This window comes from Enterococcus eurekensis, assembly GCF_042654605.1.
Classification (GTDB): Bacteria; Bacillota; Bacilli; order Lactobacillales; family Enterococcaceae; genus Enterococcus_I; species Enterococcus_I eurekensis.
Window position 1 is genome coordinate 19,487 of the sequence record NZ_JBHSGT010000060.1, and the last position, 17,106, is coordinate 36,592.

Consider the following 17,106-nt stretch of genomic DNA (forward strand, 5'->3'; position numbering starts at 1 on the left):
ACTTTTTTATCTTTTGTTATGTCTGCTTTTACTTACCGCTTCAGAGATAATCGCGATGGCTCCAAATAAAACACCTGCAACTGGGAAAACAATCCAGCTTCTGCCCCATTCACCAGTTAAAAAGTTATAGCCTAAATAACCTGCAACAACAATTAGCCAATAGACACCAGCGATTGGTTCTAAAAATCCACGACTTTCTTTTTTATTGCGACTGTATTCGCCTTCTTGTAATAATTTTTCATAACTAGACCATTTGGTTTCTGTTTCAATCATAATATAAACACCAACTCCGACTAAAAGAAGGGTTAACATCAATCCGAGGTAAATCGCGCCTGATTTCGTATCTAAAATCGAACTAACAATCACCGGCACCGCTGCGATAACACATAAGATGACTCCTATCACCATTAATCGAGTATGCGTTCCATCATAATTGGCTTTATGAGCGTTGACCATTTCAGTCACCCCATATTTCGTTTCAAAGACTTCTTTTTCTAAGTATTCGTAAGCTTTTAATTGGTCACCTGCTGTAATAAATAAGCCAATCGCGATCGCTACCATGACAAGTAAAACAACAACTCCAATAATTAATGATACTTCTTGTGCCAAAGCAAACCATTGATTGGCACCATTTGCTAGAGCAAACATTAAAAATGCAGGTGATAAGATACAAAGAAAGACACCTAACGCTATCTTCCCACCTGCCGCTTCTGATTTTTGTAAATAGTCATTGGCTTCTTCTAATGAAACCCACCGTGTATTCTTAAACTCTTGATCGACAACAATTTCCTCGTTTGTTTCCGTTGCTTCCCCTTTTAATAAATAATCGATACTCACCCCAAAAATTTCACTCATCTGAATAATTTTATCCACATCTGGAATGGATTGGCCACTTTCCCACTTCGATACTGATTGACGAGAAACGTTTAGTTGATTAGCAAAATCTTCTTGTGTCCAGCCAGCCTTTTTTCGTAAGGTAATAATCTTGTCCCCTAACATTTTTATCACTCCTTTTCATCATTTATGAAAGAATTCTTTCCCTTTTCACTATGAGTATACAATGATTCTAGCGATTGCTACAAGAAAGCCCACTAGGCAAGTTGTCAACTGGTGGTTGCAATCGTGTCAAATCAATGATTTTCGCTGAAATTTCTGATTTAAAAACTTCTTAACTCTTTTTAGCAAAACCTAGAAAAAAACAAAAGAAAGTGCTATTATTAATATGATGTTGTTTCATGACATAATGAAAATTTTCATTTAAATTTAGGAGGATATTCCATGACGAAACATGTACCTGTTGCTCTAATTATCTTAGACGGTTTTGGTTTACGAAATGAAACTGTCGGAAATGCTGTTGCACTTGCTCACAAACCAAATTTTGATCGTTACTACAACCAATACCCCCACACACAATTAAAAGCTTCTGGCTTAGATGTCGGTCTACCAGCTGGTCAAATGGGTAACTCAGAAGTTGGTCATACAAATATTGGTGCTGGTCGTACCGTTTACCAAAGTTTAACACGTATCGACAAAGCAATTATGGATAATGAATTTGAAAAAAATCCTGCAATTAATCAAGTAATGGACCATGTAAAAGAAAAAGACTCAAAATTACACGTTTTTGGCTTACTATCTGACGGTGGTGTTCACAGTCACATTAGCCATATTATTGAAACCGTTCGTGTTGCAAAAGAAAAAGGTCTAAAAAATGTTTTCTTACACATCTTTATGGATGGACGTGACGTTTCGCCAACTTCAGGAAAAGGTTACGTTGAACAATTAGAAGCAGCTTTAGCTGAATTAAACTTTGGTGAAATTGCTTCAATTTCTGGTCGTTTTTATGCAATGGATCGTGACACTCGTTGGGAACGTGTTGAACAAGCGTATAACACTATTGTTCATGGACAAGGCCCGCGTGCAGCTTCAGCACTTGAAGTTGTAGAAGCAAGTTACGCAAAAGAAGTTTACGACGAATTCATCGAACCTGTTGCGATCGAAAAAGCTGGTCAACCAGTTGCAACAATTGAAGATAACGATGGCATCATTTTCGCTAACTTCCGTCCTGACCGTGCAATCCAATTATCTCAAGCATTAACTCAAGATCAATGGGCACACTTTGATCGTGGTGCGAAAAAAGACATCGAGTTAGTGACAATGACTTTCTACTCACCAACAATCGTCGCAACTACTGCTTTTGAACCAACTGAAATGAAAAACGTGATTGGTGAAGTTTTATCAAACGCTGGTTTAAAACAATTACGTATTGCTGAAACAGAAAAATACCCACACGTTACTTTCTTCATGAACGGTGGACGTAACGATGAATTCCCTGGAGAAGATCGTATTTTAATCCCTTCACCAAAAGTAGCAACTTACGATTTACAACCTGAAATGAGCGCTTATGAAGTCACTGATGCTCTAGTAGCCGATATCGAAGCAGGTAACCACGAAGCAATCATCTTAAACTATGCAAATCCAGACATGGTTGGTCACTCAGGAATGGTTGAACCAACAATCAAAGCGATTGAAGCAGTCGATGAAGGCTTAGGTCGCGTTGTTGATGCCATTTTAGCTCGCGGTGGTTATGCAATCATCACAGCCGATCATGGTAACTCAGAAACATTAATTGACGAAAATGGTCAACCACATACCGCTCATACAACTGTCCCAGTTCCAGTAATTGTGACAAAAAATGAAGTGACATTACGTGAAGGTGGAGCATTATCAGATTTAGCACCAACAATGCTTGACCTATTAGACGTTGAGAAACCAGTTGAAATGACTGGAACAAGCTTAATTAATAAATAAAAAATAAAGTCCCTTTGAGAAACTATTTTCTCAGGGGACTTTATTTTTTATTAGACGAATAGCACACACTATTCTTCTAAGACTTACGGTATAATAATAATTGAAATCTTATAAATGCTAAGAGGTGTTTACATCATGGAAAATATCACAGTGTATATAAAAAACCAATCGTTTTATATTGAAAGTGCTAGCTTTGAATTAAATAACTTAAGGATTGAAAATAATAATCAAGTACTACCTTTTGAAAATGAAGCCCCTAACTGTTGGAAAATATCCGTCGACAATGTCACTGAGCTATTGGAACCAAATCAAGAATCACGTGCCTTTATTTACTACGGTGAAGTTAAAAACCAAATTTCCAGTGATGACTTTAATATCATAGTCAAGAGTCAATTATTCTTAGAAACGAACACCCATCCTATTTATTTATATTTTAGTTTGGATAATAAACTGCGATTTATGTGGAATCAAGTACCTTCAGCTAGAGCGTATCACTTATCTAGCGAAGCAATTGTTTCATCTGAAGGTGCACCCCATTTAAAACTTGAAGTTCAAACAAAACATCTTTCTTTAAAAACTATTGATTTTATCATGGTCAATCGAGATACTAAGGAACAAATTATTTTTCCTATAACAATTAACAAAACTTCTCAGAAAACAGATAACATATTCCTAAATACTTTTTTATTTAATTTTGATGAACAAATACTTTCTACCTCTTTTTTTAAGAACATTAATCTTTACCACTATGAAGTAACTATTGTAGATTTTTTCATTCGAATTAAAAGTGACCTTTTGCCACTAACTGATTATCGTTTTCGTTTAGCATCTCCACTTGAAGAGCCTATCGAAGTTTATTCCTCATATAAAAAGGAATCGGCTTTTGTTGGCCATTTTTATGTGACTCCGCTTGGAAATCTTTCTGCTAGGTACAACATGATCCCTTACGAAACTAGCCAAGTTTACCTTGATGCAGCACCTACTAAACGGACAGAAAAGCCGATTGTTTTACTTTTCGAATATCCATATAAAGCCCAAGATAATGCTTTAGCATTTTTTAACTATTTGATGAAAAACGACACATTTTTCGATGTTTATTACGTAATTGAGAAAGAATCCTCTGATTTTAAAAATTTGGCTGACTATTCCGAAAGAATTGTTGAATTTCGCAGTCCTGAACATGTTAAATTATTTTTTAAAGCCAGTTACCTAATTTCTTCACACACACCAAGTTACGGCATGCCTTTATTCTCAAGTAAGACTATTGAAAAACGAAATGATGCGCACACTATTTTTTTACAGCATGGTATTATTGCTTATAGAAATTTGGAGCCTTTGTATGGAAAAAAAACAAATCCTGATTTAATTGATACCTTCATTGTCTCTTCTCAACGGGAGAAAGATTTGGTTCACGCTGAATTGTTCTATCCTGATTCTGCAATTAAGATTACTGGATTGGCTCGATTTGATCGCTTGTTAAAAAATACAACTTTTTGGCATTCTTATCGCAGAAGAAAACGAATTTTAATTATGCCTTCTTGGCGTAAAGGACAAGAGCATCTTTCGGAAGAAGCGTTTAAAAAAACAGCTTATTTCAAAGAATTCCAAGCACTTTTAACAAATGAACTCTTTCAAGAATCTATTGAAAAATTAGGATTGAAGGTTTCTTTTTATTTACATAATAATTTCCGAAAATACCGTCATTTATTCTATGCTCCTGGTATTAATATTTTAAAATCAGAATCTAATACAATCCAAGATTTAATGAAAGAACATGGGATTATGGTGACTGATTTTTCAAGTGTCGGTTTGGACTTTGCCCTACAAAAACGCCCAGTCTTTTACTATCAATTTGAAGAAGATATAAGTGATCAACGAGCGTTCGAGAAAATCTCTTCTTTTTTACCTGGACCAGTCTATACCAATTCTGATGAATTAGTACTAGCGATTTTACAAAAAACACGTAAAAATACTATTTCTAAAGAGTACCGACAGTTACTCAAAAAAAATTTATATACACACATGGATACTCATTCCTGTGAAAGGATCTACCAAGTTTTACGTGACATTGATTTACAAAATTAAAAAAGAATGCAAAGAGTGACTTTTTTCTCTCTTTGCATTCTTTTTTCTATTCTTCAATCAATTCTTTTGCTTTATCGATTTCTTCATAAGTAAGTTGGTGTCCATAATGATGAACGAGTGTTTCAACTTGAATGTTGGCTGCTTTTAATTGCTCAAATAATTCGTTAAATTGCTCAATGGTAATAAATGGATCGTTATCACCGCTTGTAATTAACATTCTTAAACCTTCTTGTTGTTTAAATGGAATTTCTGAACGAACTGGTGATGGGTGGAACAATAGCGCATTATTAATCGGCATATTTTCAAATTCTTTAAAAACATTGACTGCTAAGTTCGCGCCATTTGAATAACCAACAACCGTAATGGTAAAATCTGCCAATCCGTAATGTTTAATCATTTTTTCTAAGGTGTCCTTAAAATCGTAAGTCGCACTAGCCAAGCTTCTTAAATCAAAACTACCGTCGCTATAACGAGCAAAGTATCGAGCCATTCCTTGTTCTTCGACCTCACCTTGGAAGCCAATTAATGCTGCTTGTGGATCAATTTTTTGTCCAATTTCAAATAGACTAGAGGCACTACCGCCTGTACCGTGTAATAACACGATTGCATGATTATTTTTTCCTGGTATATGAATATGTCTCATAAGACGTCTCCTTTACTTTGTTTTCACTAATAAATGACGCAAAAGTTCTAAATCTCGTTCTTCTGCTGGGGTCAATTCCCTTTGTTCTTTGACTGCTTTTAATCGATCTAACTTGCCTTTGATTTCAGCCTTCTTTTGTAAAACATCATACTCGTAGCGATCACGATAACCGTATTCACGCATTTTAGTAATTGGTTCTACTTCTACAGGCATCAAGTTTGCTATGATTTCTTCTGTTTGATCGACAAAATGTGGTGGAATTAATAAGTTTTTACCTAATTCTTCAGCTGTTTCATCCACTGTCGCACCTGGTCCAAGTGTTGATAACTCAATTAAAATACCGCCTTTTTCTCTAAAATATAATGCTTGGAAGTATTTTCTATCTTTCACTTCAGTTGGTTGGTAACCAGCTTTAATTAATTTTTCACGCCAATCATGAATGTCATCGGCTGTGACTTTAAAAGCGATATGGTGAACAGCTCCAATCCCCATTCTGCCTCGTCCGCGTGTTTTTTTATTCATTTCAATCACGCCACCTAGATCATCGTTGACTTTTAATTGGATGAATTCTTCATCCTCGTCCACTTTTTCATAACCCATTACATCGGTTAATAATTTTAATGTTTTTTCAGGTTCTCCTGAGTAAAGTGCAGCATTATGAATACCAATAAAGGCATCTTTTTTTGTCACACCATTATACTCCCAAGACATATCGGTATTGTAATCACCTTCGATAAATTCTAACTCTAAACCGTCTGGATCTCTAAAACCAATCCGAGGTTTATTAAAACGAGTATACTCGAAAAATGGCATTTCAAACTGTACAAAACGGTCTCGCCAAAAGTCAAAACTATCAGGCGCAATTGCGTAGCTCGCAACCCCAACTTGTCCATCGCCAATTCTGCCTTCTACAGCGTCTGTCCAAGGGAAAGTTGTTACTAAGCCAGTGCTTGCATCAGTATTTCCATAGTATAGATGGTAATTTTCTTTATCGTCAAAATTTAGTGTTTTTTTGACTAAACGTAATCCTAAAAAGCCTGCATAAAAGTCCGCGTTACGTTGTGCGTGACCTACGATTGATGAAATATGATGAATCCCTGTTGTCTTCAACATAGTGTTTCCTCCGTTTCTTTATATTTGTATATTAGTACGAATTCGAATCATATTCAATCGATATGCTCAAGGTGTATAATATATTGATTTTTCCATTAAAAAATTAACAAAAGGAACGTCTTTGATAAAGACTTGATTTTGTTGAACAACTTGATAACCCTGACTTTCAAAGAAGGGTCGTGCCGTAATTGAAGCCGCAACCGTTAGTTTTTTATCTGGATGTATATTTTCTAGTGCCATTATATTAAATATTTTTGTAAAATAATCTTATTACCATTTTGCTCTCCGGTTTCAATAAAACCAAATTTCTTATATAGTTGTAACGCTGGTTCATTATCTGGCTTTGTCGACAATGTAATAACTTTTTCTTTAGCATTCTGAAACATATAATCAATGATTAAAACTAACGCTTTTGAGGCATAGCCTTTTGCTTGATGGTTTTGATCAATCATAAACTACCACAACCAATTACGTTTATCAGGTTCTGGAATTGTTTCATCAAAAACAACTGCCGTGTAACCAATGATTTCTTGATTGAGACAAATGAAATATGCTTTTGCAAAAGGATTCGTAGCCGCTTCTTGAATAGCTTCAGGCACACTGAGAACTAAATTTTTCTTCTTTTGTTCTGATGTTAGTTTCAACATCTCACCTATAGATGCATCCAACTCATTAACAGCTAGTAATGAAAAATTCCCCTACTCGTTTACTCATAAACTTTTTTCCCTTCTTCAAAAAGGATACCGTCACCCTTATATATTCATCCTCAAATTTTATCAATCTTAGTTATTTATTATATTATTATGTCACAAAAGACTCATAATGTATACGCTCTCTACAACGATAGGGGCTATCTTTTCGCACTAGTATTTTAAACAATAAAGAACCAAGATGAGCAGAATATTATCCACTTTTCTTAGTTCTTTGTTAGTACATTTACTTTTACTTTTATTTGCTTTAATTAATCATTATGAAAAACTTTCCCTGCTCGTTCATAAAAAGGTTCTTTGACATCATAAACAAAATTCATATAACGGGCTAAGATGAAGAACAAATCAGACAAGCGGTTAACAACTTTGAATGCATGTAAATTAATCGGAATACCATCGCTAACTAGCTGCGTAATTTCACGTTCCGCACGACGTGTCACAGTCCGTGCAATATGAAAATGACTGGCCAATAAGTGACCACCTGGTAAGACAAATTTTTCAATCAGCGGGACTTTTTTGGCGTAGGCATCGATTAAACTTTCGACTTCTAATAAATGTTGTTGATTAACGATATAATCACGGATACCCTCGGGAGTTGCTAAATCAGTTCCAATATCAAACAACAAAACTTGCAATTGTAACAACTCTTTTTGAAGTTCAAGGTGTTCATCGGCTAATTGAGAAATGATTTCGCCAATCCAAGCATTGGTTTCATCGAGGCTCCCATAAGCATGAATCCGAGGATCAGACTTCGCCAGTCGTTCACCACCAATAATACTTGTTTTGCCATGATCGCCACTTTTAGTATAGATTTTCACGCGCATAACCTCCTTACAGGCCACATTTTAATTGTACTTTACAATTGGTACACGTACTGCAACCGCCAATTTCTTCAATCGTTCCTTCTAAACAAATCGGACATTTCTCATTCGTTTCATCTATTTCATGAATAATATTTTCTGTTTTAATTTCTAAGTTGGCAGTCTGATCATTTTCAACCGCTTCTAACGTTAGAACTTGTGAATCACGGCTACCATCAACATAGACGGTGCCGCCTTTTGCACCACCGCTATATAGATTTTCGTAAATTTTTGCGACTTGTTGAACCGAATAACCACGCGGTGCATTGACCGTCTTCGAAATTGAACTATCTACCCAGCGTTGAATAACACATTGAACATCAACGTGAGCTTCGGGTGTCAATTCCATCGCTGAAACAAAGAATTCTGGTAAATCAGCTTTTGATGCTTGGGGTTCATTTTCTAAATATTCTTCAACAATCTCAGCATTGACTTCAATGAATTTCCCTAAGCGACCACTACGGAAATAAGAAAATGAGAAATAAGGCTCTAGTCCAGTTGAAACCCCGGCCATTGTTCCGGTTGATCCGGTTGGTGCCACCGTCAATAAGTGGGAGTTTCGAATACCATGTTCTAAAATACCTTCGCGAATTTCAGCTGGCATTTTTTTCATGTAGCCCGAATCGATGAACCTTTCGCGCAATTTTCGCGTTTCGGCATCGGTTTTACCAATCAAGAATGGAAAACTACCTTTTTCTTTGGCTAATTCAATCGATGTTTGATAGGCCGTTACCGCTATTTTTTCAAATACTTGATCAACTAAAGCATTGCCTTCAACAGAACCATACGTTTTTTCACAATAAATTAATAAATCAGCTAAGCCCATAACTCCTAATCCGACACGCCGTTCACCTTTGGCTTGTTTTTCATTTTTATCAAAGAAATAAGGTGTGGCGTCAATCACGTTATCCTGGAAACGGACGCTCGTTTCGACCGCATGCGCGAGCTTTTCAAAGTCCACTGATTTCGTTTCTTTATTGACCATGTGCGCCAAGTTGACTGCCGCTAAGTTGCAGACTGCATAAGGCGTTAACGGTTGTTCGCCACAAGGGTTAGTTGCGACAACTTTTTGACCATAAGCCGTGGCATTGGTCATTTCGTTGGCGTTATCGATAAAGAAAATACCTGGTTCTGCTGAATAGGTCGCACAAAAAGTAATTAAATCCCATAATTCACGCGCTTTAATTTCTTGATACCTCTTCACCTTACGACCGGTTGCTTCCCACTCGCGCACATCACCGATTTCAGCCCAATTTTGGTCATAATCAGTCATTTGAGTTTCATCATATTGTTCAATTGCTGGAAAACGTAATGCATATGTAGTATCTGCCTCAACCGCATCCATGAAATTTTTCGTTAGACAAACCGAAATATTGGCGCCCGATAGGAATTCACTATTTGTGACGCTATAAGTCCCGCCTTCTTGTAGTTTCATTTTTGCCTCTGCGATAAATGTTTGATTTGCTTCATCTTTAGCAAAATCTGATTGCAATAAGTGTTCTAATGCTGCTTTCTCACTTGGATTAAGTGGGGTAAACTGTAATTTTTCTTCAGCTAAACGGCGAATCGTTGCATTTGATGTCGTTTGAATTAGGTGACGTAAGATGGTTGGATTTTGCATTTTCGCTAAAATAAATTCAAAAATATCTGGGTGCCAATCAGCCATCATAATCATTTGAGCGCCACGACGGCTTCCGCCTTGTTCGACTAAATGGGTCAAGTTTGCTAAATCATTCAACCAAGAAACAGAACCGGAAGATTTACCACTCACCCCACGGACAATCGCCGAACGTGGACGTAACGTTGACCCATTCGTTCCAACGCCGCCCCCACGACTCATAATTTCCATAACTTCCTTACGGTGGTTGGCTAAACCATCGCGAGAATCATGAATGAAAGGCATGACATAGCAGTTGAAGTACGTCACCTGTGAATCCGTACCTGCACCATATAAAACACGTCCTGCTGGAATGAGATTTTGACTGACTAATTGTTCATAGAAAGCATCAAAAGCTGCTGCATATTTTTTAGGTGATTGCTCTTCTTTGGCAATTCCATGCGCGACACGTTTGGCAATTTGCTCGTAATAAAGTTCTAATGGTTTTTCGATTTCAGTTATTGGGCGAAAAACACGACCCGTACTTGCTTCTTCGCCTGACAAAGCACTACGGAATTCTTCTTCTACTTCAATTTCCAAGATATCATCTTGAATAGCGATAACATTTCCTAACCCACGTGCCGGATACTGTGGATCGGGTTTTGTCGTTAAAACGACTAAGTCACCAATAACAAGTGTTTCTCCTGTTGGGTCTTTCGCGGCATAACGATCAAGCATAATTAAACGCGAAATACCGGAAAAATGTTGCTGCATCTCAGCTGTAATCGGATAAATCCCTGGGAATCCAGGAATGATTGTATTTAAATTCTCAATTTTATTTGTTATCATTGAAAACACCCCTTAAAATTCATGAAACACAATATATAGTATCACTAAATGAATATTACCACCATATATTGTATTTTTCAACATTGACATTTTCACTATTTTCTGATAAGTGAGAATGATTCTCACTAAGAATGTGGGCTTTTTCGCTATTAAAAGCTATACTAGATACGCATAAATTTTTTATTAAATTTCTGATTATTACTACTTAAATTCGAAAGGAACCAATCACTATTGAAAGCAACCGAACCTTATTACAGACGAAAAATAATTCTCGCTTTATTTCTCAGTGGCCTGTCTGGCTTCATTGATATTTTAGGTTTATTTAGCATCGGCGGCATGTTTTTATCTTTTATGAGCGGCAATTCAACCCGTTTCGCCTTTTATTTAGCCGATGGGCATTTTAAACAAGCCTTCCCTTATTTACTAATTATCTCAGGCTTTGTTTTTGGCGCCTTTTTGGGTGATCAACTTAAAAGTCATTTTCCTAATTATAAATTAATCAGTATCTTATCAGTCGAAACCCTTTTGATTTTAAGTAGCTATATCATGCTGCATTTTACTTTCCCCGGAGAATGGACGCACCTACCTTTAACAATTGCCATGGGATTACAAAATGCGATTCAAATCGAAGTTGGAGATAAAATCGTTGGCCGAACCTTTTTTTCCGGTGTCCTTCATTCACTTGGTGCTTCCTTATCGCAACTCTTACAAAAGAAAACCTCTTGGAAATCACCTGCACTTGATTTATTAATTTGGATTGTGGCTGTCTCCGGTGCTTTTCTGGCAGGTATTCTACAACCGGACATTCCAACGAAAACCTTACTTGGTGGAGTCTCAATCATTTTACTTTTACTCATCTTTTTTATTATAATATTTAGAAGCGTGGAGAAGAAAAATTTTATCACGCTACGCTAATTTAAAGGAGACGAGGAAATGAAACAAGTTTTTCAAGATATTTTATCGTACAACGAAGCTTTTGTAGAAAACAAGGAGTACTTACCCTATCAAACCGATAGCAATCCAAATAAGAAATTAGCGATTTTAACCTGTATGGATAGTCGTTTAACTGAACTATTACCTGCAGCGCTAGGCATTAAAAATGGCGATGCCAAGACCATTAAAAATGCAGGTGGCATGATTACGAGTCCAGTTGGATCAACGATTCGTAGTTTAGTCGTATCGATTTATGCCTTTGATATTAAACAAGTCATGGTCATTGGACATGATGATTGCGGAATGAGCCATGTTGATAATTCTCCTTTACTTGAAAAAATGAAAGACCGTGGGATTTCAAAAGAAGCCTTTGAAACGTTTAATTCGGATAGCTTCGATACCGCCCGCTGGTTGGAAGGCTTTGATAACGTTGAAGAATCCGTTGCTAAAACAGTCGATGCTGTTATCAACCATCCATTAATCTCCAAAGACGTCGAAGTCCGCGGCTTTGTCATTAACCCAAACACCGGAAAATTAAGAATAGTGAAATAAGAGGTTATTGCTTTGGAGCGGTCAGCTGTGAGAGTTAACAAAACCTATGAAAAAATCGGTTTTTAATTTTATCCATAGGTTGCGTTAACTCCGAACAGTTGCTCCAACAATACCGTTTGATAAGAGGTTATAATAAAAAGTGTTCAGGGACGATGCATAAGAACAGAATATTTCAAAAGTGATTTTTACTTTTGAAAATATTTTGGCTTATGACCGAATCCCTGATTTTTTTATACCGTTTGAGATAAGAGGTTATTTTTAAAGTAGGTGATACGAGAGATAAGAAGGTTTTCGAAAAAATAGCTCTTTTATTTTTATCGGAAACAAGCTTATCTCCGAGTATCAGCTTTAAAAATACCGTTTCAATAAGAGGTTATTGCTTTGGAGCGTTTAACTCAATAGGAGGCTACTATAAAAATAAGTCCCTCCTCAATCTACCGTTTATCGCGTGATTGAGGAGGGACTTATTTTTATTGATCGTTTGGTTTATAATACCGGTAATTTAATTTGGCGGTATTCTTCTATGATTTCTTGATGAATTTGTGCGACTGGTCGGATCGAGTGAATATTGCCTAAGATTTGACCCGCCATTAACGAACCATTTTCAACATCGCCTTCGACAACCGCTTTGGCTAGTGAGCCCATAGTTAATTTTTCTAGTTCTTCACGAGGCACATCTTGATTTTCTAATTCTAAATAATGGACAGTCATCGCATTACGAATTGTTCTGACAGGTGCACCATTGCGTCGACCTGTAACTACGGTTGATGTTTCAATGGATTCAAGTACTTTTTCTTTAAAGCTTGCTGGAATCGGACACTCTTCAGATGCAAGATAGACGGTTCCCATTTGAATTCCTGCTGCTCCCATCGCAAAAGCTGCTGCTAAACTGCGACCATCTGAAAAGCCACCTGCAGCGACAACTGGAATCGATACAGCTTTAGTCACTGCGGCAACTAACGGCATGGTTGCAACTTGACCAATGTGACCACCAGCTTCCATTCCTTCTGCCACAACGGCATCCACGCCTAACTCTTCCATTTTTTTTGCTAATTTTGCACTTGGAACAACCGGGATTACAATCACGCCAGCTTCTTTTAATTTAGGCATGTATTTCTTTGGTGTTCCTGCCCCTGTTGTGATTATCTTCACATTAGATTCTAAAATAACATCAACAATTTCGTCACAATTTTCCATCATTAACATCACGTTAACTGCAAATGGTTTACTTGTGATTTCTCTTGTCTTTTTGATTTCTTCTCTTAATTGATCTGCGGTCATGCCACCTGAAGCAATAATACCTAAACCACCAGCTTCTGAAACAGCTCCTGCTAATTGTGAGGTTGAAATCTGTGCCATCGCTCCTTGGAAAATTGGATATTCAATGCCGAGTAATTCATTAATTAATTTCATTTTACTTTCCTCTTTTCTATATTTAAGAGTGAGGGAGCATCGCACTCCCTGACTCTCTTATTATAACATATTATTGTTTAATACTTTTTGCCATTGGCCATTTATCAAAGAATGTATTCATAAATAACATTGGCATCATATAAACAAATTGCCCCCCATAATACCTAACATTGGATGACCTAAACCTAAGTCATTGCCACCAAATGGCCAGATGTGTAAATATTTGATCCATAAAATTCCTAAGACTGCACCGACTATAATCACGATACCTAGTTGAGCTAGAATTCTGCCTGCCGCAGAAGGTACCATGTCTTTATTCGGATAGTCATCAAAATGATGATGCCAAGTTAAGAGCACATTGATAATCGTTAACACAAATGAAGCAACTGCTAAATCAGGTGCAATACCAACTGAATCAGCTAACGGTGTTAGAAGGTTTCTTAAAATTGGTAAGAATAAGAACGCGCCCCCTACAGCAATGCCTAAACCAATAAAGCCTTCCAATGGTTGTTTCGTTGTAATGAACTTTTGCGGATAGCCTTCGCCACCTTCTGCTGGAATTAAGAAGAAGAAAATAAACAATTGACACCATGCTAAAGCAGTTGCCCATGAACCAAATGGTTGACTCGTCACATTCACACCATCAATTTGTAACGTCATAAAGCTTGGAACAATAAAAGCAATCCAATTCAAGAGTGCTAAAAACAGACCTAATGAAAGGGTACCAAACGCCACTGTCCACGGCTCTTTACTGTACTTGCTAAATGGATATTTGCTAAAGAGACTAACTAATGGAATTTGAGCTAAAATAACGGATAACGCAAAGAAGTTAATCGCTGACCAACCTTTAATGGCTAGAAGTGCTTGCGCATCGTCCACCGGTCTAAACAAGACTTGCCAGTTAAATGGTTCCCACCATAATCCAAGGAAGGTTACAAAGAATGCAAAACCGACAATCCCAACTAAGAAAGCCAAGCCTGAATAACGAATACCTGCTTGTGGTTGCTGAGTTGTTTTTGCGTACTTACCATAATTCCCCATGTTTAACGTAAACCATACCCAAGTTGAAATGACCATCCAAAAGAAGGTTCCTTCAACCGACTCTTTTAAAAAGTGTCCTAAAATTTCTGGATCCAAGCTGGCAACTGAACTGCCACCAATTGCTAAAATAATCATTTTCCAAATGTTTGACCAAAGAACCCATCCAACCGAAGCAATAATAACAAGTGCAATAACAGATAATGCCCCACTGATTAACGGATTCTTAAACTTTTTTTCCATAACATATTTTTCCATGACCGTCTCCCTTTTCTAAAGAAGAAAGCGAGATTAACTAGGTTAACCTCGCTTCACCTAGTTATTATAAAACCATTTCTTTTACATTCTCTGAAACAATGACTGTTGCTTCTGTTTTCTCCAATACTTCTTCCACACTTACTCCTGGTGCTGTTTCAATTAATAATAGCCCACCTTCAACCACTTCAAAGACTGCTAGGTTGGTAATAATCATATTCACCACACCCGCTGCTGATAACGGTAATGAACAACGTTTTAAGACTTTTGAATTGCCTTTTTTATCTGTGTGTTGTAATGAAACAACCACTTTTTTGGCACCAACTAGTAGATCCATCGCGCCACCCATTCCTGGTGCTAAAACGCCTGGGATTAACCAGTTGGCAATATCGCCATTTTCAGCAACTTCTAAAGCACCTAAAACGGTCATATCTACGTGCCCACCACGAATAATCGCAAATGATGTTAACATATCAAAAGTTGATGCACCTGGTAATAAAGTAATTGGTGCGCCACCTGAGTTACCTAAATCTGGATCAGATGTTTCTGCTGTTGGTGTTGCACCAAAACTCAACGCGCCATTTTCAGCCTGTAAGAAAACGTTAATTCCTTCTGGAATATAATTAGCCGCCGCATTTGGGATACCAAAACCTAAGTTTACGACTGAATTATCAGTAAATTCTTGTGCAATTCTTCTTGAAATAATCTCTTTTGGATTCATTATTCTACCTCCACTTTTAATTGATTTGTACTTGACCATAACTCATTGAAGTAAGCTCTAGACTCTTCAAAGGTATCGCCTTGAACAATGTAATCAACTAATGGTCCAGGTACTTCCACATCATCCGGTGCAATTTCGCCAACTTCAACAATTTCATTTACTTCAGCAATGACTGTTTTACCTGCTAATGCCATTTGTAAAATAGCTGATTTACTTGTACCACGTGCCATGATATTTCCTTGTTTGTCGGCTTTAAATCCTCTAATTAAAGCATAGTCTGCTTTTAATGGTGTATAAAGTAAATATTTTTCACCTTCTACTTCAATCACTTCATGTTCTTCTTCTTGTTGTGTTCCAACGCCAACTGGTGTCACAACCGCTCCTAATCCAGCACCACCAGCATGGATTCGTTCTGCTAATGTTCCCATTGGACAAAACTCAACTTCAATTTCATTATTTAAGTATTGGCGACTTAACTCTTTTGATGTGCCTACGTGTGCACCAATGTATTTTTTAACTTGTTTGTTTAATAATAATGCTTCAATATCATGCGGTTTCATCGGATAAGATGCTACTGACATGATCAACGTTAAATCATTGATTTCTTTATGCTCTGCCAATTTTTCGATTAAACGAATTGGAGAACTAACTCCTAAAAATCCTGATACCATCATACTTGAATTTGGTTTAATTAATTGAATCGCTTCTTCAACGGTCTTAATTTTATTCATGATAATCTCCTATCTGCTCTCAAATTTTGCTTTTCTTTTTTCAACAAATGCACTCATACCTTCTTTTTGATCTTGTGTTGAAAACAAAGCACCAAATGATGCAACTTCATAATCAAGTCCTTGACCAATTGTCATGTCGATGCCTTCATTCATGACTTTTTTACCTTTTTCAATCGCTAATGGTGCTTGAGCAGCAATTTTTTTAGCCAATGCCAATGTTTCATTCATTAATTCTGCTTGTTCAACAACCGTATTAACTAAGCCAATGCGCTCAGCAACTTCAGCTGAAATGACTTTGCCTGAGAAAATCAACTCTTTCGCTCTTGACATACCAATTGTCCGTGCTAAACGTTGTGTGCCACCAAAGCCTGGAATGATGCCTAACCCCACTTCTGGTTGACCAAATTTAGCATTACTTGAAGCGATACGAATATCTGCTGATAAAGCTAACTCACAACCGCCACCTAAAGCAAAGCCATTAACTGCGGCAATAACTGGAATTTTGAAGTTTTCAATTTTTGAGAATACGCGATTGCCTTTTTCAGAGAATTTTGTCGCTTCTGTCGTATCCATATCTGCCATTTCGGTAATATCTGCCCCAGCAACAAAAGCTTTTTCGCCACTACCAGTAATAATCAAAACTTGAATGTCATCAATTTCAATTTTTTCTAATAGCACCTCTAATGCGTATAAGACTTCTGAGTTTAAAGCATTCAACGCTTTCGGACGATTAATCGTTAAAATCCCGATTTTTTCCTCTGTTTTATATTCAACACAAGATAACATATTCATAATAGG

At 37.0% G+C, this 17,106-nt stretch carries 17 protein-coding genes; 4 read left to right on the forward strand and 13 right to left on the reverse strand.

Features of this window, described 5'->3' with window-relative positions:
- Positions 1-6 precede the first annotated feature (6 nt).
- The gene (locus tag ACFO3L_RS09675; protein WP_379966647.1) at positions 7-999 is read right to left on the reverse strand and encodes a helix-turn-helix domain-containing protein; all 993 of its coding nucleotides are present in this window, start codon (positions 997-999) and stop codon (positions 7-9) included.
- A 279-nt stretch (positions 1,000-1,278) separates the two neighbouring features.
- On the opposite strand from ACFO3L_RS09675, the gene gpmI reads away from it, so the two are divergent.
- Positions 1,279-2,808, forward strand: coding sequence for a 2,3-bisphosphoglycerate-independent phosphoglycerate mutase (gpmI, locus tag ACFO3L_RS09680; protein ID WP_379966650.1), 1,530 nt, complete (start codon positions 1,279-1,281; stop codon positions 2,806-2,808).
- A gap of 135 nt (positions 2,809-2,943) precedes the next feature.
- Complete coding sequence (locus ACFO3L_RS09685; RefSeq protein WP_379966653.1) at positions 2,944-4,893, forward strand: CDP-glycerol glycerophosphotransferase family protein; 1,950 nt, start codon at positions 2,944-2,946, stop codon at positions 4,891-4,893.
- Between the two features lie 46 nt (positions 4,894-4,939).
- Here the strand turns inward: ACFO3L_RS09685 and ACFO3L_RS09690 are convergent, their stop codons facing one another.
- From ACFO3L_RS09690 to ACFO3L_RS09720, 7 genes are all read right to left on the reverse strand, one after another.
- Positions 4,940-5,536, reverse strand: coding sequence for an alpha/beta hydrolase (locus ACFO3L_RS09690; RefSeq protein WP_379966656.1), 597 nt, complete (start codon positions 5,534-5,536; stop codon positions 4,940-4,942).
- A 12-nt stretch (positions 5,537-5,548) separates the two neighbouring features.
- The gene (locus ACFO3L_RS09695) at positions 5,549-6,649 is read right to left on the reverse strand and encodes a VOC family protein (protein WP_379966659.1); all 1,101 of its coding nucleotides are present in this window, start codon (positions 6,647-6,649) and stop codon (positions 5,549-5,551) included.
- A gap of 66 nt (positions 6,650-6,715) precedes the next feature.
- Positions 6,716-6,889 (reverse strand): GNAT family N-acetyltransferase, encoded by a 174-nt coding sequence (locus tag ACFO3L_RS09700; RefSeq protein ID WP_379966662.1) that lies wholly within the window; start codon positions 6,887-6,889, stop codon positions 6,716-6,718.
- On the reverse strand, positions 6,889-7,101 hold the full coding sequence (locus tag ACFO3L_RS09705) for a GNAT family N-acetyltransferase (RefSeq protein WP_379966665.1): 213 nt from the start codon (positions 7,099-7,101) through the stop codon (positions 6,889-6,891). Before ACFO3L_RS09705 ends, ACFO3L_RS09700 begins: the two co-directional genes overlap by 1 nt.
- Positions 7,102-7,104: 3 nt before the next feature.
- Positions 7,105-7,296, reverse strand: coding sequence for a hypothetical protein (locus ACFO3L_RS09710; protein ID WP_379966668.1), 192 nt, complete (start codon positions 7,294-7,296; stop codon positions 7,105-7,107).
- 314 nt (positions 7,297-7,610) lie between these two features.
- Entirely contained in the window at positions 7,611-8,177 is a 567-nt protein-coding gene (locus tag ACFO3L_RS09715) for a cob(I)yrinic acid a,c-diamide adenosyltransferase (RefSeq protein WP_379966671.1), read from the reverse strand.
- Between the two features lie 13 nt (positions 8,178-8,190).
- Positions 8,191-10,665: a vitamin B12-dependent ribonucleotide reductase gene (locus ACFO3L_RS09720; protein WP_379966674.1), complete on the reverse strand. Its 2,475-nt coding sequence runs from the start codon at positions 10,663-10,665 to the stop codon at positions 8,191-8,193.
- 231 nt (positions 10,666-10,896) lie between these two features.
- Between ACFO3L_RS09720 and ACFO3L_RS09725 the strand changes: the two genes are divergently transcribed.
- Positions 10,897-11,580 (forward strand): YoaK family protein, encoded by a 684-nt coding sequence (locus tag ACFO3L_RS09725; RefSeq protein WP_379966677.1) that lies wholly within the window; start codon positions 10,897-10,899, stop codon positions 11,578-11,580.
- 18 nt (positions 11,581-11,598) lie between these two features.
- The gene (locus ACFO3L_RS09730) at positions 11,599-12,150 is read left to right on the forward strand and encodes a beta-class carbonic anhydrase (protein WP_379966680.1); all 552 of its coding nucleotides are present in this window, start codon (positions 11,599-11,601) and stop codon (positions 12,148-12,150) included.
- 486 nt (positions 12,151-12,636) lie between these two features.
- Here the strand turns inward: ACFO3L_RS09730 and ACFO3L_RS09735 are convergent, their stop codons facing one another.
- From ACFO3L_RS09735 to ACFO3L_RS09755, 5 genes are all read right to left on the reverse strand, one after another.
- The gene (locus tag ACFO3L_RS09735) at positions 12,637-13,563 is read right to left on the reverse strand and encodes a DUF561 domain-containing protein (RefSeq protein WP_379966683.1); all 927 of its coding nucleotides are present in this window, start codon (positions 13,561-13,563) and stop codon (positions 12,637-12,639) included.
- Between the two features lie 135 nt (positions 13,564-13,698).
- Entirely contained in the window at positions 13,699-14,859 is a 1,161-nt protein-coding gene (locus tag ACFO3L_RS09740; protein WP_379966686.1) for a hypothetical protein, read from the reverse strand.
- Positions 14,860-14,923: 64 nt separating this feature from the next.
- On the reverse strand, positions 14,924-15,577 hold the full coding sequence (locus ACFO3L_RS09745; protein WP_379966689.1) for a 3-oxoacid CoA-transferase subunit B: 654 nt from the start codon (positions 15,575-15,577) through the stop codon (positions 14,924-14,926).
- A complete protein-coding gene (locus ACFO3L_RS09750) occupies positions 15,577-16,308 on the reverse strand; it encodes a CoA transferase subunit A (RefSeq protein ID WP_379966692.1) in 732 nt (243 codons plus the stop codon). Before ACFO3L_RS09750 ends, ACFO3L_RS09745 begins: the two co-directional genes overlap by 1 nt.
- 9 nt (positions 16,309-16,317) lie before the next feature.
- Positions 16,318-17,100 (reverse strand): enoyl-CoA hydratase-related protein, encoded by a 783-nt coding sequence (locus ACFO3L_RS09755; RefSeq protein WP_455293692.1) that lies wholly within the window; start codon positions 17,098-17,100, stop codon positions 16,318-16,320.
- Positions 17,101-17,106: the final 6 nt, after the last annotated feature.

What these genes read in the sequence shown, in the direction of transcription:
- ACFO3L_RS09750 (WP_379966692.1), bottom strand. Translation starts at nt 16,308, where the DNA reads ATGAATAAAATTAAGACCGTTGAAGAAGCGATTCAATTAATTAAACCA.
- ACFO3L_RS09710 (WP_379966668.1), bottom strand. Translation starts at nt 7,296, where the DNA reads ATGTTGAAACTAACATCAGAACAAAAGAAGAAAAATTTAGTTCTCAGT.
- ACFO3L_RS09755 (WP_455293692.1), bottom strand. Translation starts at nt 17,100, where the DNA reads ATGAATATGTTATCTTGTGTTGAATATAAAACAGAGGAAAAAATCGGG.
- ACFO3L_RS09730 (WP_379966680.1), top strand. Translation starts at nt 11,599, where the DNA reads ATGAAACAAGTTTTTCAAGATATTTTATCGTACAACGAAGCTTTTGTA.
- ACFO3L_RS09735 (WP_379966683.1), bottom strand. Translation starts at nt 13,563, where the DNA reads ATGAAATTAATTAATGAATTACTCGGCATTGAATATCCAATTTTCCAA.
- ACFO3L_RS09740 (WP_379966686.1), bottom strand. Translation starts at nt 14,859, where the DNA reads ATGGAAAAATATGTTATGGAAAAAAAGTTTAAGAATCCGTTAATCAGT.
- ACFO3L_RS09695 (WP_379966659.1), bottom strand. Translation starts at nt 6,649, where the DNA reads ATGTTGAAGACAACAGGGATTCATCATATTTCATCAATCGTAGGTCAC.
- ACFO3L_RS09675 (WP_379966647.1), bottom strand. Translation starts at nt 999, where the DNA reads ATGTTAGGGGACAAGATTATTACCTTACGAAAAAAGGCTGGCTGGACA.
- gpmI (WP_379966650.1), top strand. Translation starts at nt 1,279, where the DNA reads ATGACGAAACATGTACCTGTTGCTCTAATTATCTTAGACGGTTTTGGT.
- ACFO3L_RS09690 (WP_379966656.1), bottom strand. Translation starts at nt 5,536, where the DNA reads ATGAGACATATTCATATACCAGGAAAAAATAATCATGCAATCGTGTTA.
- ACFO3L_RS09700 (WP_379966662.1), bottom strand. Translation starts at nt 6,889, where the DNA reads ATGGCACTAGAAAATATACATCCAGATAAAAAACTAACGGTTGCGGCT.
- ACFO3L_RS09685 (WP_379966653.1), top strand. Translation starts at nt 2,944, where the DNA reads ATGGAAAATATCACAGTGTATATAAAAAACCAATCGTTTTATATTGAA.
- ACFO3L_RS09720 (WP_379966674.1), bottom strand. Translation starts at nt 10,665, where the DNA reads ATGATAACAAATAAAATTGAGAATTTAAATACAATCATTCCTGGATTC.
- ACFO3L_RS09705 (WP_379966665.1), bottom strand. Translation starts at nt 7,101, where the DNA reads ATGATTGATCAAAACCATCAAGCAAAAGGCTATGCCTCAAAAGCGTTA.
- ACFO3L_RS09745 (WP_379966689.1), bottom strand. Translation starts at nt 15,577, where the DNA reads ATGAATCCAAAAGAGATTATTTCAAGAAGAATTGCACAAGAATTTACT.